At 67.0% G+C, this 16,555-nt stretch carries 18 protein-coding genes; 12 read left to right on the plus strand and 6 right to left on the minus strand.

Annotated elements, in window-relative coordinates; genetic code table 11:
- The first annotated feature begins 6 nt into the window (after positions 1–6).
- From QM659_RS02695 to QM659_RS02710, 4 genes are read left to right on the plus strand one after another with little or no spacing between them, the layout of a single operon-like run.
- Positions 7–750 (plus strand): biotin--[acetyl-CoA-carboxylase] ligase, encoded by a 744-nt coding sequence (locus QM659_RS02695; protein WP_415187280.1) that lies wholly within the window; start codon positions 7–9, stop codon positions 748–750.
- A gap of 48 nt (positions 751–798) precedes the next feature.
- Complete coding sequence (locus QM659_RS02700) at positions 799–2,487, plus strand: ribonuclease J (protein WP_303481665.1); 1,689 nt, start codon at positions 799–801, stop codon at positions 2,485–2,487.
- 25 nt (positions 2,488–2,512) lie between these two features.
- On the plus strand, positions 2,513–2,917 hold the full coding sequence (gene mce, locus QM659_RS02705) for a methylmalonyl-CoA epimerase (RefSeq protein WP_415187281.1): 405 nt from the start codon (positions 2,513–2,515) through the stop codon (positions 2,915–2,917).
- A 6-nt stretch (positions 2,918–2,923) separates the two neighbouring features.
- Positions 2,924–3,151 carry a hypothetical protein gene (locus QM659_RS02710; RefSeq protein WP_415187282.1) on the plus strand — a complete coding sequence of 76 codons (228 nt, stop codon included), beginning with the start codon at positions 2,924–2,926 and terminating at the stop codon, positions 3,149–3,151.
- Between the two features lie 390 nt (positions 3,152–3,541).
- Here QM659_RS02710 and QM659_RS02715 read toward each other — a convergent pair whose 3' ends face one another.
- The gene (locus QM659_RS02715; protein ID WP_415187283.1) at positions 3,542–4,765 is read right to left on the minus strand and encodes a threonine-phosphate decarboxylase; all 1,224 of its coding nucleotides are present in this window, start codon (positions 4,763–4,765) and stop codon (positions 3,542–3,544) included.
- A 29-nt stretch (positions 4,766–4,794) separates the two neighbouring features.
- Between QM659_RS02715 and cbiB the strand changes: the two genes are divergently transcribed.
- The 4 genes from cbiB (at position 4,795) to cobJ (ending at position 8,169) form a co-directional block, all read left to right on the plus strand.
- Positions 4,795–5,769, plus strand: coding sequence for an adenosylcobinamide-phosphate synthase CbiB (gene cbiB / locus QM659_RS02720; RefSeq protein ID WP_415187284.1), 975 nt, complete (start codon positions 4,795–4,797; stop codon positions 5,767–5,769).
- A gap of 218 nt (positions 5,770–5,987) precedes the next feature.
- A complete protein-coding gene (locus QM659_RS02725; protein ID WP_415187285.1) occupies positions 5,988–6,653 on the plus strand; it encodes a precorrin-8X methylmutase in 666 nt (221 codons plus the stop codon).
- Entirely contained in the window at positions 6,650–7,408 is a 759-nt protein-coding gene (locus tag QM659_RS02730) for a precorrin-2 C(20)-methyltransferase (RefSeq protein WP_415187286.1), read from the plus strand. The genes QM659_RS02725 and QM659_RS02730 overlap by 4 nt, the downstream gene beginning before the upstream one ends.
- Entirely contained in the window at positions 7,405–8,169 is a 765-nt protein-coding gene (cobJ, locus tag QM659_RS02735) for a precorrin-3B C(17)-methyltransferase (RefSeq protein WP_415187287.1), read from the plus strand. The genes QM659_RS02730 and cobJ overlap by 4 nt, the downstream gene beginning before the upstream one ends.
- On the opposite strand, the gene QM659_RS02740 is transcribed toward cobJ, so the two are convergent.
- Entirely contained in the window at positions 8,136–8,915 is a 780-nt protein-coding gene (locus QM659_RS02740; protein ID WP_415187288.1) for a cobalt-precorrin-6A reductase, read from the minus strand. The two genes, cobJ and QM659_RS02740, sit on opposite strands and share 34 nt — an antisense overlap.
- A gap of 41 nt (positions 8,916–8,956) precedes the next feature.
- Here QM659_RS02740 and cbiE point away from each other — a divergent pair, with 41 nt between their 5' ends.
- Genes cbiE through QM659_RS02760 form a run of 4 tightly spaced genes read left to right on the plus strand, consistent with a single transcriptional unit; the run spans position 8,957 to position 12,706 of the window.
- A complete protein-coding gene (gene cbiE, locus QM659_RS02745; RefSeq protein ID WP_415187289.1) occupies positions 8,957–10,192 on the plus strand; it encodes a precorrin-6y C5,15-methyltransferase (decarboxylating) subunit CbiE in 1,236 nt (411 codons plus the stop codon).
- Positions 10,189–10,608: a cobalamin biosynthesis protein gene (locus QM659_RS02750; RefSeq protein ID WP_415187290.1), complete on the plus strand. Its 420-nt coding sequence runs from the start codon at positions 10,189–10,191 to the stop codon at positions 10,606–10,608. The genes cbiE and QM659_RS02750 overlap by 4 nt, the downstream gene beginning before the upstream one ends.
- Positions 10,605–11,369 carry a precorrin-4 C(11)-methyltransferase gene (cobM, locus tag QM659_RS02755; RefSeq protein ID WP_415187291.1) on the plus strand — a complete coding sequence of 255 codons (765 nt, stop codon included), beginning with the start codon at positions 10,605–10,607 and terminating at the stop codon, positions 11,367–11,369. Before QM659_RS02750 ends, cobM begins: the two co-directional genes overlap by 4 nt.
- A complete protein-coding gene (locus QM659_RS02760) occupies positions 11,366–12,706 on the plus strand; it encodes a cobyrinate a,c-diamide synthase (protein ID WP_415187292.1) in 1,341 nt (446 codons plus the stop codon). The genes cobM and QM659_RS02760 overlap by 4 nt, the downstream gene beginning before the upstream one ends.
- Positions 12,707–12,709: 3 nt before the next feature.
- Here the strand turns inward: QM659_RS02760 and tcuB are convergent, their stop codons facing one another.
- From tcuB to phaR, 4 genes are all read right to left on the minus strand, one after another.
- Complete coding sequence (gene tcuB / locus QM659_RS02765) at positions 12,710–13,858, minus strand: tricarballylate utilization 4Fe-4S protein TcuB (RefSeq protein WP_415187293.1); 1,149 nt, start codon at positions 13,856–13,858, stop codon at positions 12,710–12,712.
- Positions 13,845–15,086 (minus strand): FAD-dependent tricarballylate dehydrogenase TcuA, encoded by a 1,242-nt coding sequence (gene tcuA / locus QM659_RS02770; RefSeq protein WP_415187294.1) that lies wholly within the window; start codon positions 15,084–15,086, stop codon positions 13,845–13,847. Before tcuA ends, tcuB begins: the two co-directional genes overlap by 14 nt.
- Before the next feature lie 27 nt (positions 15,087–15,113).
- Positions 15,114–15,707 carry an RBBP9/YdeN family alpha/beta hydrolase gene (locus tag QM659_RS02775; protein WP_415187295.1) on the minus strand — a complete coding sequence of 198 codons (594 nt, stop codon included), beginning with the start codon at positions 15,705–15,707 and terminating at the stop codon, positions 15,114–15,116.
- Positions 15,708–15,831: 124 nt separating this feature from the next.
- Complete coding sequence (gene phaR, locus QM659_RS02780; protein ID WP_415187296.1) at positions 15,832–16,530, minus strand: polyhydroxyalkanoate synthesis repressor PhaR; 699 nt, start codon at positions 16,528–16,530, stop codon at positions 15,832–15,834.
- Between the last annotated feature and the right edge of the window lie 25 nt (positions 16,531–16,555).

Below are 16,555 nucleotides of genomic sequence, written 5' to 3' on the forward strand. Positions count from 1 at the left end.
GGCTCGATGACGCCAAGCGATACACCGGTCTTACGCTTCGAAAGCATCGATTCCACGAATGAGGAGGCGCTGCGGCGGCTTGCTTCCGGCCTGATAGCGCCATTCTGGATCGTGTCCGAGGTGCAGACCCGTGGGCGCGGCCGCGCGGGGCGGCAGTGGAAGTCGCCCGGAGGGAACCTCTACGCGACGCTTGCCGTCACGCTGAAGGTCAGCGCGGCAACCGCGACCCAGCTTTCCTTCGTGGCGGGTCTCGCCGCGCACGATGCCGCCTCGGCCTTTCTTTCGCAGGACAAGGCTTCGCGCCTGCGTCTCAAATGGCCGAACGACCTGATGCTCGACGGCGCGAAACTGGCTGGTCTTCTGCTTGAGAGCGTTACCGTTGCGGATGGCCTCGCCGTCATCCTCGGTATCGGAATCAATGTTGCGGCTCCGCCTGCCGACACAGGCCGCTCTGTCGCCTCGCTCGCGCTTTCGCCGTCATCCGTCGAGGATGTTTTCGAATCGCTCGCGGATGCGCTCGAACGCCGGATCGCGGAGTGGAATGAGGGGCGCGGCTTTCCGGCAATCCGGGAAGCGTGGCTTGCTCGCGCGCTGGCGCTCAATGAGACAATCAGCGTAAATTTGAACAGTTCTATTATTCGCGGTAGATTTTCCGGCGTCGACGATAACGGCGCATTGAAGCTTACGACCGAGGCGGGGGTTGTCATGACCGTCACCGCGGGCGACATTTATCCAGATGCGCTTCGCTGACCGACAGGGCCAGCGACATAACTCCCTTTGTTGGAAACCATAAAAAGAATGACAGTGACAGGAACGCCTGCCAATTCCGAACTCGTATTTTTACCCCTCGGCGGCATCGGTGAAATTGGCCTCAACGTCTACCTTTACGGACTGGGAACCGAGGAAGACCGCCAGTGGCTGATGATCGACTGCGGCATCACCTTCCCCGACGATTCGGAGCCTGGGGTGGATGTGGTTCTGCCCGATCTGCGGTTCATCGAAAACGATCGACAGAACCTCGCGGGCATCCTCATCACCCACGCGCATGAAGACCATATCGGCGCGGTCGCGGAGATGTGGCCGAAGCTGCGCGCGCCCGTCTACGTGACGAAATTCGCCGCCCATCTCCTGCGCTCGAAACTTCAGGAGCACAGCCACGGCTCGGAAGTGCCGATCGTCGAGATGGCGCAGGGGTCGCGCTTCAATATCGGACGCTTCGACATCGACCTCGTCACGATGGCGCACTCCATCCCCGAGTGCAATTCGGTGTTCCTGCGCACGCCGGCTGGCAATGTGCTCCACACAGGCGACTGGAAATTCGACGACACTCCCGCCTATGGCGATCCGAGCGACGAGGCGAAGCTTGCACGGCTCGGCGACGAGGGCGTGCGCGCGCTGATCTGCGACAGTACGAACGCGCTCGTCGAGGGCATCAGCGTCACGGAAGAAGTGGTCGCGAACAATCTGAAGCTCGTCATCGGCCGCCAGAAGGGCCGCGTCGCGCTCACCACCTTCGCGTCGAACGTCAACCGGCTGATTTCGATCTCGGAAGCCGCGCGCGCCGCCGGCCGCGAGGTCGTGCTGGTCGGCCGCGCCATGCATCGGATCGTGGAGGCCGCGCGCGATTCCGGTCTCTGGCCGGAGCATCTGACCTATTCTGATCAGGATGCGTTCCCGTCGATTCCGCGCGACAAGGTTCTCGCGCTCGTCACCGGCAGTCAGGGCGAGGGGCAAGCGGCTCTGGCGCGGATCGCGAAGGGCGAACATCCTTTCGTGAAATTCGATCAGGGCGACAGCGTCATCTTCTCCTCGCGCACGATTCCCGGCAACGAAGACTCGGTGATCCGCATCCAGAACCAGCTCGCGGATCGCGGCATCTCGATCATCACGGAAGCGCACGAGGGACCGATCCACGCATCCGGCCACCCGCGCCGCGGCGAACTCACGCGCATGTACCGGCTCACACGGCCGCAATACGTCATCCCCATGCATGGCGAACCGCGCCACCTCGAGGCCCACGCCACCTTCGCCGAAGGCCACGGCCTCATGACGCTTCGCGGCGTGCGCGACGGAAAGCTCGTGCATGTCGGGCCGCAGCATCCGCACATCGCAGACAGCGGCGTGCCGGTCGGGCGGCTTTACCGCGATGGCAATCTCGTGCTCGACGCGGACGACCCTTGCGTAACCGAACGCAGGCGGCTTTCGTGGAACGGCTATGTGGCGGTGTCAGTGGTCATTTCGCGCAGCGGCGATCTCGCGGCGGACCCCGTCGTCAGCATGGCAGGGCTTCCCGCGCGCGACGGCAAAGGCTCGCCGATAAGCGAGCGCGCCCTGTCCGCCGTCTACAACGCGGTGGAGAGCATCCCGCGCCCGAGGCGGAAGGACCCCGCCTTGATTCGAGACGCGGTGACGCGCTCGGTGCGCGCCGAGATGCGCCTCGTTTGGGGCAAGAAGCCGCTTTGCTCGGTGCTCGTTTCCGTGCTTTAACCGCGCAAAACATGAGGACCGTCGCATGATCGGACGCTTGAACCACGTTGCGATTGCCGTGAAGAATCTGGATTCTGCCGCGGCCGTCTATCGCGAGACACTCGGCGCGGAGGTTTCCGAAACCGTGCCACAGCCGGACCACGGCGTGTCCACGATCTTCATCACGCTGCCGAATACCAAGATCGAGCTTCTGGAGCCGCTGGGCGAGGGTTCGCCGCTGGCGAAGTTCCTTGAAAAGAACCCCGACGGCGGCATCCACCACATTTGCTACGAGGTGGACGACATCCTGACCGCGCGCGACAGGCTTGTGGCGACGGGCGCGCGCGTGCTCGGCAATGGCGAGCCGAAGATCGGCGCACATGGCAAGCCGGTGCTTTTCCTTCACCCGAAGGATTTCTGCGGCACGCTCGTTGAACTTGAGCAGAGGTAAGGCGCCATGAACATCCTGCTGGCGATTGCATTCTTTCTCACGTGCTGGTGGGTTGTGTTCCTTTTCAGCATTCCCCGAAAGATCGCTGTCCATGGCGATATTCCGGCGCGGGGCAAATATCTGATCGGCCCCATCGTGCTGGCGACCGTCGTTGCGACGCTGTTCGTCGTGGCGCTGCATGAGGCGATTTCGCTCGGCATCATCGGCACCGGCACCTTCCTCGCCGGGCAATAAAAAAAGGCAGCAAGGAAACTTGCTGCCTTAGGCACTGCTGCTGGCTTTTATGTTTTTTAAGCAGCCCGCGCCCTTGGGGACAGCGCAAGCCGTTTTCCTCCCTAGACCTGGGCGCCGCGCCTCGTTCTGTGCTCAGCCATCCGATTCCCATGTCAAATTGTTATGGCAGACTAGCAAAAAACGCAGAGGTTGTCACTTCTACTATTGGGCAACACGGCGAAAAAATACGCAAATGGCCTGCCGAGGCGTTAAATCGTTCCCTCTTGCTTGGTAATGGCGTACTTCGCATGCCTACAGGATGTGCTTTCGCGTTCGTGCCTTTTTCAATGGGAGCAACCTCAGCCACACACAACGCTTACGACACCTGAGCCCGGAGCGCTCGCCTGCAGATCAGGTGCAGAGCGCGTTTTCGAGGCGTTGCCAGGCTTCCTCACTGCCCGGAATGCCGAAACGGAGCCACGAGCGCTCATAGGCAAAGCGGCGCACCAGAATGCCGTGCTCGCCAAGACGATTCGCGAGCGCCAATGCGGTGTCGGTCTCAGCGTTCGCTCTGCCTTGCGCCGGGATCGTCTCATTCGTCCTCGACGGAACGCTTTCACATTGGGGGCGATCCGGCGCCCATACGGCAAGGCGGTAAAGGGGCGTGCCGCCGGCAATCACGCATCCAGCGCGCACCAGAAGCGCGTCGAGCCGCGCGGCATCGGCGGCGAGGCGCGCACGGGCCGCTTCAAGCCACGCGCTGTCGTCGAGAGCCGCCGTTCCGATGGCGAGCGCGGGGCCGGACACGGCCCACGGGCCGAGCATGCCGACAAGCCGCGCGGCAAGCGCGGGTTCCGCGATCGCGAAACCGAGGCGCACACCGGCGAGACCATACATCTTGCCGAACGAGCGCAGCACGATGGTCGACGGCGGCAGCCTCCTGACAAGGCTTGCGTTTGTATCCACCACATCCGCGAAGGCTTCATCGACCACGAGCAGGCCGCCGCGCCTGGCGAGCGATGTCGCCCATTCCGCAAGCGTGTCGGATGCGATCAGCCGCCCGGTCGGATTGTTGGGGTTGACGATGATGACGGCGGCGGCCCCCTGAGCCTCCGCCAGCGACGTCACCTCGCGCACGTCGTGGCCTTCGCGCCGCCACGCCGCCGCGTGCTCGGCATAGGTTGGAGAAAGCACGGCCACCCATGACCGAGCGCCTGAAGGATCTGCGATGTCGGTCTCCCCGGCGCCTTGCGGCGGCTGCCGAGACGACGCGACGAGCCTCGGCAGGATCTGGATCAATGCTTGCGTGCCGGGAGCCGCGACAACATTGTCGGCGCTCATCGCGCCGTAACGCGCCGCAGCCGCCTGCCGCAGCGCGCGTTCCTCAGAGGCCAGCGGCAGGCGCGTCCAGGCGCCCGCGCCGATCGCGGGCAAAGGATAGGCGACGGGATTGATGCCGGTCGAAAGATCGATCCACGGTTGCGGCGCGTTCGGCCAGCGGCGCTCCGCCTCGTCGAGCGCGCCGCCGTGGGGAATGACGCCATGCGCCGGAGCATCGCCTTGCGCCAGAGCGAAGCGTCGCTCGTGCGCCTTTCCCGCAGTCGCGGCTTCATCTATAGGAGCGTTACTCTTCATCGCGCGTCCGCGCTTTCGCCTTTCGGATCATGTTCGTCACGCTCGCCCTCATCGCGCTCCTGGTTGAAGCCGCAGCAGGATATCCGCCCGCGCTGTTCCGCGCCGTGGGGCATCCGGTGACATGGATCGGCGCACTCTTATCATGGTGCGACCGCAACTTGAACCGCCCCGCGTGGTCGTTCGGCAAGCGTCGAGCGGGGGGCGTTGTCACCCTCGCGCTGGTGCTCGGTGCGACGGTCGCGGTCAGCGCCGGTTTATGGGCCGCGCTCGAAAGCGCCCTGCCTCCGCTTGCGGCCGCTGTCGTCGGCGGAATTTTCGCGAGTTCCCTTCTCGCGCAGCGAAGTCTGGCGGAGCACGCGGAAGCCGTCGCCGACCGGCTTGAGGCGGACGGTCTCGACGGCGGGCGCGAGGCTGTAACGTTCCTTGTCGGCCGCGACGTGTCCGCGCTCGACGAGGCGGGCGTCTGCCGCGCCACCGTGGAAAGCCTCGCCGAAAATTTCTCAGACGGCGTCGTCGCGCCGCTGTTCTGGCTCGCAATGGGCGGCCTTCCCGGCGCGGCTCTCTACAAGGCGACGAACACCGCCGACAGCATGATCGGCCACAAATCCGAGCGCTACCATGCCTTCGGCTGGGCGTCCGCGCGGCTCGACGATCTCCTGAACCTGCCCGGATCGCGGCTTGCGGCGCTGTGGCTTACGCTTGCCGCGCTGCTTCAGCCTTCCGCCTCCGCCGTGGATGCCGCGCGCGCGGTGTTCCGGGACGCACGCCGCCATCGCTCGCCGAACGCGGGCTGGCCGGAAGCCGCCATGGCTGGCGCGCTCGGCTTCAAGCTCGGCGGCCCGCGCATCTATGGCGGCACGCCAGTCGATGACGCGTGGATGGGCGACGGACGTGCCGCGCTCACGGCGGACGACATCCGCGCGGCCTTGCGTCTCTATCGCACCGCCTGCCTCATTCAGGCGAATGCGCTCGCGGCAACGGTCGTCGCGTTCACGGCGCTTTGACGAAATCAGAAGCACGCTTCAGGCTTCTGTTAGAGCATGATCCTGTCGCAAACCCCGCAGCTCCTTTTGCAGATCGTTTCGCGGCCGCGCATCGACGCTGTGGCATTCCACCCGCCCCGATTGCGTTTGACAGCCCGCGCGCGCATTGGCTAACTGCATTTTTTGACGGAGCGCCACGCCGATCCCTTGAGCCGATCCGACTGAGCCGAGCCCTGTCCATGTCCGCCCCGAAATCGATGACTGACGACCAGAAGCCCGCTCCGCGGGACTATATCCGCGACGGAGCCGAGATCTATCGCCGCTCCTTCTCGATCATCCGCAGCGAGGCCGACCTCTCGCGCTTCGACGAGCTTGAAGCGAAGGTCGCGGTGCGCATCATCCATGCCTGCGGGATGGTCGATGTGGTGAACGACCTCGACATGTCGCCGGGCTTCGCCGCCGCCGCGCGCGAGGCGCTGCTCAAGGGCGCGCCGATCCTCTGCGACGCGAACATGGTAGCCTTCGGCGTCACGCGCGCGCGCCTTCCCGCCGACAACGCCGTGATCTGCACGCTTGCGGACGAGAGCGTGCCCGAGCTTGCGAAGACCATCGGCAACACGCGCTCCGCCGCCGCGATGGAGCTTTGGCGGCCGCATCTCGAAGGCGCTGTGGTCGCCATCGGCAACGCGCCGTCAGCGCTGTTCCGGCTCCTTGAAATGCTGGACGAAGGCGCGCCCGCGCCTGCCGCCATCATCGGCACGCCGGTCGGCTTTGTCGGCGCGGCGGAGTCGAAGGACGCGCTCGCCGCCGACGGCCGCGTGCCGTATCTCGTGGTGAAGGGAAGACGGGGCGGAAGCGCGATGGCCGCCGCCGCCGTCAACGCGCTCGCGAGCGAGAAGGAATGAGCGCGCTCGATGCGATCATGGGCGACGCGGTTGGCGGCACGCTCTACGGCATCGGCGTCGGGCCGGGCGACGTGCGCTATCTCACGCTGCGCGCGGCGGGGCTGATCCGCTCTGTCGATGTGCTCGCGTGCTTCGCCAAAGAGGGCCGCAACAGCTGCGCCCGCACCGTCGCCGCGCCACTGATCGAGGCCGGCCGCGAGGAACTGACACTGTATTACCCGGTCACGACCGAAGCGCCGGTCGGCGACGGCGCCTATGACGAACCCATGCGCGATTTCTACGAGGCGTCGGCGGAAAAGCTCGCGGGTCTGCTTCGCGCGGGCAAATCGGTCGGGCTGATGGGCGAAGGCGACCCGTTCTTCTACGGCTCGTTCATGCATATGTGGCGCAGGCTGGAGCGCGATTTCCCGGTGGAGATCGTGCCGGGCGTCATCGGCATTTCAGGCTGCGCGGCCAAGGCCAACACGCCGCTCACCTGGGGCGACGACGTGCTGACGGTGCTGCCCGGCACGCTCGACGAGGCGGCGCTCGCGCGCCGTCTTGCCGACACGGACGCCGCCGCCATCATGAAGGTCGGCCGTAACCTCGCAAAGGTACGCCGCGCAATCGCCGCCGCCGGTGTCCTCGACCGCGCGATTTACGTAGAGCGCGGCACCATGCCGGGCGAGCGCATCCTGCCGCTGGCCGAGATACAGGCGGAAACGGCTCCCTATTTCACCATCATCCTCATCCCCGGTAACGGGAGGCGGATATGACGGGATCGCTCGTCATCGTCGGCGTCGGGCCGGGAGACGCGGCCTATACCACGCCTGCCGCCAGCCTCGCGCTGGCCGAGGCGACCGACCTCATCGGCTACGGCCTCTATCTCGACCGGGTGCCGCAGCGCGAGGGGCAGACGCGCCACGCGTCCGGCAACCGCGTGGAGATCGACCGCGCGCGCCACGCGCTGGAACTTGCGGCACTGGGGCACCGCGTTGCCGTCGTCTCCGGCGGCGATGCGGGCGTGTTCGCCATGGCGGCGGCGATCTTCGAGGCGGTGGACGCGGGCGATCCCGCCTGGCGCGCGCTCGATATCCGCGTCGAGCCGGGCGTGACCGCGATGCTGGCGGTGGCCGCAGCAGTCGGCGCACCGCTCGGCGGCGATTTCTGCGCAATCTCGCTCTCGGACAATCTCAAAAGCTGGGCCACGGTGGAGCGCCGTCTTCGCGCGGCGGCTGAGGCCGATTTCGTCATTTCGCTCTACAATGCGAAGTCGCTCGCGCGGCCGCATCAGTTGGGCCACGCATTCGACATTCTGCGCGACGTGAAGGCGGGCGAAACGGTCGTGCTCTTCGTGCGCGCGGCTGGCACGGCGGACGCACGCGTGACAGTGACGACGCTGGGCGAGGCAGATCCGTCCATCGTAGACATGCGAACGCTCGTCATGATCGGCGCGAGCACGACAAGGCTCATCGAACGCGATGGCGGCGCGCGGCCCTGGGTCTACACGCCGCGGTCGGAGCGCGCCCCGGAATGATCGCGCGCGGCGAGCAGCGTTTCGAGCCATGCCACCGCTTCTGTGGCGGAGCCGAGCACATGGCCCGCGGGCTTGTCGGGCCGCTCGATCATCACAACGGGCAGGCCGAGCGCGCGGGCGGCCTCGATCTTGCCGCAGGTGGCCGCGCCGCCCGAGTTCTTCGACACGATCACATCGAATCCGCCTTGGCGCATCAGGCGCAACTCGGCTTCGGTGTCGTAGGGCCCCCGCGCCTCGATAAAGGCGAGGTCCGGCGGCAATGGCACGCCCTCGGGCCGGTCGATCACGCGCGCCACATAACGATGCTGAGGCGCGGCAGCGAAAGCCGGGAGTTCGAGCCGCCCCACGGTGAGGAACACGGTGCGCGGTGCGTCGCCGAGAGCAGCGGCAGCGGCTTCGGGCGAGGGAACGGAAATCCAGCGGTCGCCCTCCTGCCGCGCCCATGCGGGACGCAAGAGACTTGCGAGTGGAACACGAGCCGCCTGCGCCGCCTTCACGGCATTGGCGGAGATGCGCGCGGCAAAGGGATGGGTAGCGTCGATCATGGCGTCGACACGCTCGTCGCGAAGATACGTCGCGAGGCCCTCCGCTCCGCCGAAGCCGCCGATTCGGAACGGGATGGGAGGCGTTACGGGCGAAACGGTGCGCCCCGCGAGCGACAGCGTTGGCTCGAAGCGCAGATCGCCCGCGAGCAATTTCGCGAGCGCGGAAGCGTCGGCCGTACCGCCGAGGATGAGAAGTCGCATCGTGAACTCTCACGGAATGTCGCAAAGGCGCGACGGGCCTCATGATGGAAACGCTTCGACCAAACACGCTTCTGCGCTGGCTGTCCATCGTCGGCATCGGCGAGGACGGCATCGACGGGTTGACGGCGCATGCGCGCGCGCTCGTTTCGGGCGCCGAACTGGTGGTCGGCGGCGCGCGCCATCTGGCGCTCGCGGCGCCCCTGATCCGGTGTGAGACTCTCCAATGGCCGAACCCGCTTTCCGACGCCTTCCCGTTGATCGCCGGGCGGCGCGGGTGTCCCGTGTGCGTGCTGGCGAGCGGCGACCCGTTTCATTATGGCGTCGGCAAACAGATCGCCCAATTCGCCAGCGCAGATGAAATCCTTTGCCTGCCGCAGCCGTCGTCATTTAGCCTCGCGGCGTCGCGCCTTGCGTGGGCGCTGCAGGACGTTGCGACGATCACGCTGCACGGGCGCGCGCTGGAAGGGCTGACCCGGCATCTGTTTCCCGGCGCCCGCATACTCGCGCTGTCCTGGGACGGTTCGACGCCCGCAAAGGCCGCGCGGCTGCTGACGGATCTCGGCTTCGGCGCGTCCACGCTCACGGTTCTGGAAGAGATGGGCGGGCCGAAAGAACGCATCCGTTGCGCGCCGGCAGAAAGTTTCGCGCTCGAAAACATCCCCGCGCTGAATGTGCTCGCCATCGAAGTTGCAGGGGAAGCGGGCGCGCGCATCGTGCCGCTGACGCCCGGCCTCGACGATTCGCTGTTCGAGAGCGACGGCCAACTGACAAAGCGCGAGGTGCGCTCCGTCACGCTGGCGGCGCTGGCGCCCCGGCCGGGCGAACTCCTGTGGGACATCGGCCTCGGCTCCGGCTCCATCGCCATCGAATGGATGCTGCGGCATCCGTCGATGCGTGCCGTCGGCATCGAGGAGAACGCGGAGCGGGCCGCGCGGGCGATGCGCAATGCGATGGCACTTGGCGCGCCGGATCTTCGCGTGGTCGAAGGCAGCGCGCCCGATGCGCTGGCGGGCCTGACTTCACCGGACGCGGTGTTCATCGGGGGCGGGCTGACGGACGCAGGCGTTTTCGACGCCGCGTGGGCCGCGCTGAAGCCCGGCGGCCGTATCGTCGCCAATGCCGTCACCCTCGAAAGCGAGGCGTTGCTGGTCGATGCGTTCAAACGGCGCGGCGGCGAGCTGACCCGCATCGAGATTTCACGCGCGACCGCGCTCGGCAGCTTCACCGGCTGGCGTGCGGCAATGCCAGTGACGCAGTGGCGCGCGGTGAAGGCATGAGGGGCACGACGACCATCGTCGCGGGGCTCGGCTTCCGCAAGAACGCGGGCGCGGACGCGATCGGCGGCGCTGTCGCTGCGGCGCTAGAAGCGGCAGGCGTCGAGGCAAGCTCGCTCGACGCGCTCGCCACGCTCGCGGACAAGGCCGCCGAGCCGGGATTTCTGAAAGCAGCGCAGCGTCTTCGCCTGCGCGTCGCGCTCGTGAGCGCGGCGGATATGACCGAAGCGTCGGAGGGCGGGCTGACCGTCTCCGAACGCGTCCTCGCTGAAAAAGGCGTCCCCTCCGTCGCTGAGGCAACGGCGCTTGCGGCGGCGGGTCCGGGGGCGCGGCTCCTCTGCGCGCGCGTCACCAACCGCGAAGCGGCCTGCGCCATCGCCATCGGTAAAGCGGCCGCCGCTACGGGAGAGACCGAATGACCGTTCATTTCATCGGCGCCGGGCCGGGCGCGCCAGACCTCTTGACTCTTCGCGGCCGCGACCTCATCGCGGCCTGCCCCGTTTGCCTCTATGCGGGCTCGCTCGTGCCGCAGGCGATCCTCGGCCACTGCCCGCCCGGCGCGCGCATCGTCAACACCGCGCCCATGTCGCTTGACGAAATCATCGCCGAGATCGTGGACGCGACGTCGGCGGGCCATGACGTGGCGCGGCTTCATTCCGGCGACCTGTCGGTTTGGAGCGCGCTTGGCGAGCAGACGCGCCGCCTCGACGCCCTCGGCATTCCGTATACCGTGACGCCCGGCGTCCCGTCGTTCGCGGCGGCAGCGGCGGCGCTCGGCCGGGAATTGACGCTGCCGGAGGTGGCGCAATCGGTCGTGCTGACGCGAACATCGGGCCGCGCCTCGGCCATGCCCGAGACAGAAACGCTCGCCGCATTCGCCGCGACGCGCGCCACGCTCGCGGTGCATCTTTCGATCCACGCGCTCGAAACGGTGGTGGGCGAACTTCTCCCGTTCTACGGCCCGGACTGCCCGGCGGCGGTTGTCTATCGCGCGAGCTGGCCGGAAGAAACGATCATCCGCGCGCCGCTCGGCGAGCTGGCCGCGAAGGTGGCGGAAGCGGGCACCATCGACCGCACAGCACTGATCCTCGTGGGCCGCTCTCTCGGCGCGACCGACTTCCGCGAAAGCTCGCTCTACGATCCCGGCTATCAGCGGCGCTATCGAGGCCGCGGCGAATGAGCGGCCCGGTCGCTCCCTCCGAAGCGCGCGGCCTCATCATTTCCGCCGTGCGATCCGGCGCGGGCAAGACCACGCTCTCGCTCGGCCTGATGCGCGCCTTGACGCGGCGCGGGCTCGCGGTGCAGCCGTTCAAGTCCGGGCCGGACTACATCGACCCCGCGTTTCACGAAGCGGCCTGCGGGCGCCCGAGCTTCAACCTCGATAGCTGGGCGATGCCGCGCGGTCTGATCGGCGCGCTTATCGCGCGAGCGGGCGCGTCGGCTGACATGACCATCGCGGAAGGCGTGATGGGCCTGTTCGACGGCGTGGCGGCGGAAGGGCGGACGGCGCGCGGCGCGACGGCCGACCTTGCCGCTCTCACGGGCTGGCCGGTGGTGCTCGTTCTCGACGTGTCCGCGCAGTCGGAAACGGCGGCAGCGGTGGCGCTGGGATGCAAGCTCTATCGCGACGATGTTCGCGTGGCGGGCGTAATCCTGAACCGCGTGGCGAGCGAGGGGCATGAGCGGCCCATCCGCGACGCGCTGGAGCGGATCGGTATACCGGTGCTCGGCGCGATGCGGCGGCGCGCCGCCATCGCGCTGCCGGACCGGCATCTGGGGCTGGTGCAGGCGGGCGAGCATGCGGATCTCGACGGCTGGCTCGATACGCTGGCGGATGAGGTCGCCTCGCAGGTTTCGCTCGACGCCATCGAGGCGAGCGCCGCGCCGTGCATGCTTGCGGCCGAGCCATCCGCGCCGCCGCTGCCGCCACCGGGCCAGCGGATCGCGGTGGCGAGGGACCGCGCCTTTTCCTTCCTCTATCCGCACATGCTGCAAGGTTGGCGCGACGCGGGCGCGGAAATCCTGTTCTTTTCGCCGCTCGCCGACGAAGCGCCCGACGCGTCAGCGGACGCGGTCTGGCTGCCGGGCGGCTACCCGGAGCTTCACGCCGGGCGCCTCGCCGCCGCCTCGCGCTTTCTCGGCGGACTTCACGAAGCCGTCATGCGGGGCGCGCGCATTCATGGCGAGTGCGGCGGCTATATGGTGCTCGGTGCGGGGCTGGAAGACGCGGACGGCGTGCGGCACACGATGGCGGGCCTGCTCGGTCTCGAAACGAGCTTCGCCAGGCGCAAGCTGCATCTCGGCTATCGTCGCGCGCGGCTCTTGGCGGACAGCGCGCTCGGAAGCACCGGCGGCACTCTCTGGGGCCACGAGTTTCATTATGCGTCCACACTTTCGGTAGCCGACGCGCCGCTGCTCGACGCGCTGGACGCGCGCGGCGAGCCCTGCGCCGAGAGGGGCGCGCGGCGCGGAAACGTCAGCGGCACCTTCTTTCATGCCATCGCCGTCGAAAGCTGAGCCTTATCGGGCACCGCCCGCCTTTCGCTCCATCGCCGCCTTGAGAAGCGCTGCCACGCGATACGGCGCGTGTGCCAATCGGCCGAAAGGAAGCGTCGCGAAGAAGCCCAGCACGGTACCGAGATGCACCGCGAGAAGCAGCCCCATCGCGGGCGTGTCGCGCAAGGCCAACAGCGCGAGGCCGGACGCCGCCACGGCGAAAAGCTGGGCCAGCAGGACGAAATCGCCGGTGTTGTCGAAGGCGGTGCCGCCGCCGCTGCGCGCCACGGCGAGCCCCGCCGCGCCGATCACCATGCCGATGCCGCCGACAGTGCCGAGGATCACGGGCAGACTTGACAGCGGATAGGGCGCGAGCCAGCCGAAGCCGTGATGATAGAGGGTCGCAGTGCAGGTTGCCGCGAAGCACAGCAGGAAGCCATAAGCGAGCGCGTGATGAAGGAAGCGCCGCGCGATGCTTCTCTCGCAGGGAATGCCGCCGCCTTCGAGGTTTCGCAAACTCGCCGCATCGCGGATCGCAAGAGGGATCGCGCGCCACGCGGAGGAGCCCCCGCGGCGCACGTCGTCGGGACGCGAAAGAGCGCCCCAGAACCGCGCCACGCGGACCCCGACCAAAGCCGTCCCGAACAGAAACGGGGCCAACGCCGCCGCCGTCATCGTCGCCCACGGGATCACCGCGTAAAATGCGCCCTCGCCCGAATGCCGGGCCGTGAGCGTGCCCCACGGGACGAGCACGATGGTCAGCACGACAACCGCGACGAAGATCGCGAGCGCCAACCATGGCCGTTCCTTCCAGGAAAGGCTGCGCACCTCCGCCAGCGCCTTCGGCGCATCCACCGCGAAGACATGCGGCGGCGCATATTGGCACGACGTAAGGCAGTTCCCGCAATTGTGGCAGAGATGCGCGATATAGGCGATGTCGCCATCGCCGAAGGCCGGGGCCGCGACGGTCTTGCCCCTGCCGTCTCGTCCGCGATCCTCGCGCGGCGACGCGGCGGAAGCGCGGCGGGACAGGTGATCTCCCCGCCTCTCGATGGCTCGCATCGCCTCGCAGAAGCCATTGCAATAGTTGCAGACGGCGCAGATCGTGGCAATGCGGCGTGCCTCCGCCAGCGGCGCGAGGCTTCCCGATGGCGGCGTTTCAGGCGAGCGCATGACGGGCCGCCTCCTCTCCCGCGATGCGCCCGAACACCGCCCCCACGGTCATGCCGCCCCCCGCCACGTAGCCCGTGCCCAGAATATTCGGAGCCATGATCATGCCCGCCGCAAAGACGTTCACACAGGGCGATCCGTCGCGCCGCACGACGCGCGCGGTTTCGTCGACCCGAAGCCCAAGGCAGGTAAACGTGATGCCGGGCCGCATCGGGAAAGCGAAGAACGGCGGGCGCGTCACGCGGCCGGCTTCGCGCGCGGACGCCTCCAGCGTGGCTGCGTCCGCGCCGATCCGTTCCGCAAGCTCCGGGAGCGTCGACGCTTCGAGCGGCGGAAACACCGAAAGCGGGGCGCGTTCGATGCCGACGGCGTCGAGAACGAGGGTGGCGCCTCGCTCCGGCAGATCGGCGACGAGGCGGCCCCACATCGCGTAGCGTGTCGGGCCGGTGACGGCGGTCTCGTCCGCGAAGCGCGCGCCGCGCGCGTCGACCGCCATGCCGAATTCCATTCCGTCCACGCGGGTAACGATGCCGCCGTCGGCATGCGGCGAGCGGGCGTCGACCGCAACCAGATGCGCCGCCTCCGCGTCGCCTGCGGCTTCGGCCCCGTCCGCCAGCGCCCGGCGCAACACTTCGCCTCGCGCGTAGGGCGTGCCGCGATTGATGAAGCCCGGCCGCGCGGCTTGCATGGCCGCCTGCATACCGCCGCAGGCGATCACCGTCGCGCAGGGGTGAAACGGCTTCGCTGCACCGCTCCCGAGGTCCACGCCGTCGACGCCCGCACCGTAAAGAACGCGCACGCCGAGCCGCTCCGCCGTCGCGTAAAGCGCGTTCACCGCCGCCCTGCCGCCACCGAGGAAAAACGCGGTCTTGCGCGAATGAGGGATGTCCCGTGTCTGAAACACTATTCCCTGCGCGGCGAGCCAGCCGGGCAGGTCGCTCGATGCGCGCGCGAGCAGCCGCGAGAGAGCCGGGTCTGCCCTGCCCTCGCTCGCCTTGGCGAGGTCGGCCATGAACTCGTCTTCGCTGTAGGAGCCCGGAATCTGCGCGGTCGGCCTGTCATGCGCGATACGAAGATTGCGCGAATGCCGCGTGTTGCCGCCGCGAAGCTCGCGGGGAGCGGCTTCGAGCATCGTTACGCGAGCGCCCGCACGACGCGCGGATATCGCAGCCGCAAGCGCGGCCAAACCGCCGCCGATGACCAGAACCTGTTCGGGAAGTGCGCCTGTCATGCCGCGCGAGGAAGTTGAGGGTTGCCCTCACATATAGGAATTTTCCTCGTGCTGCCAGCGCCTTGCGCCCGCGAGATCTGCCGCCCCTGCGATGCGCGCGCAAAACGCGTCGAAGAGCGCTCGGCCCTCGCGCCAGTCGCCGATGCCGCTTTCGGCATTGATATGTCCGAGAGCGCCCGCGTCCACGAACTCCGCGCCCCAGGCAAGCGCGAGTTCCCGGGCGTATTCGATCGAGCCGAAGGGGTCGTTGCTGCTGGCGATGACTTGCGCGGGAAACGGAAGCCTCTCTCGGGGAAAGTCTCCGAAGGACACCGCCGCGGCGGGAAACGACCGAGAAGCGGGGTTTGGCGGTGCCACGAGAAACGCACCGCGAATCGTGCTGCGGCCATGCACTGCCCAGTGAGCGACGAGGAGGCAGGAGAGGCTGTGCGCAATCAGGATGGGCGGCTCGCGCCCTTCGCCAACGGATGTATCGAGCGCGCGAAGCCATTCGGCGAGTTCGGGACGATACCAGTCGGTGGGACAAAACCGACGGATTGACGAGGGTGCGGCCTCCCAAAGCGTTTGCCAGTGCGCCGCGCCCGAACCGCCGTAGCCGGGAAGCGAAATAATCTCATGCATCCCAATGAAGCGCCTTTATCAAGCTCGCTCGCCAAGACCCGTCTGAAGCGGCCCAAGTGAAAAGGATGAGGAAACCGGTTCACTCTCTTCGATCGACTGCGATTCGATCAGCTCGGAACGGGCTTTAGCGTTTTTCCTCTTCCTTCGCTTTCGTCAGGCGATCTATCTGCGCCTGCATGGCTGCGAGCTGCGTCTTCAATTCCGCAAGCTCCGGCGTCGAGGCAGCCTCGGTCGCCTTCGCGGCCTGCGGCTTCTCTCCCTCGACCGGGGATTCGATCTTCGCGAACGGCGCGAACATCGCGAAAGCGCGCTCGAAGATCGCCATGTTCTGGCGAGCCTGCTCCTGCATCGCTCCGAAGGCGACGTTGCCGAAAGTATCGGTGAACTGCTTGTGGTATTTTTCCTGTTCGCGGGTCAGCGCCGTCAGGCTGTATTCGAGATATTTCGGCACAAGCTGTTCGATGGAGTGACCATAGAAGCGAATCAGCTGCCGCAGGAAGCCGATGGGCAGCAGGTTCGAGCCTGACTTGCCTTCCTCTTCCACGATGATCTGCGTGAGCACGGTGTGGGTCAGGTCTTCGCCGGTCTTCGCATCGTAAACGAGAAAATCCCGCTCGGAGCGAACCATTTCGCCAAGATCTTCAAGCGTGACATAGCTGCTCGTCTCCGTATTGTAGAGACGGCGGTTTGCATATTTCTTGATGATGACAGGCTTGGACTTGTCGGATTCCAAGGCTTTTTTGCCCGCGGCGCTCAAAGGAATGGGCTTTGCACCCTCCCCGTATCCGCTTTCCGGAGACAGCTTTTCCGCAGGTTTGTTCATCTATTGTTGCCTGTTGGATTATAGT

Source organism: Rhodomicrobium sp. (assembly GCF_047605405.1).
In the GTDB taxonomy this organism is placed as follows: Bacteria; Pseudomonadota; Alphaproteobacteria; order Rhizobiales; family Rhodomicrobiaceae; genus Rhodomicrobium; species Rhodomicrobium lacus.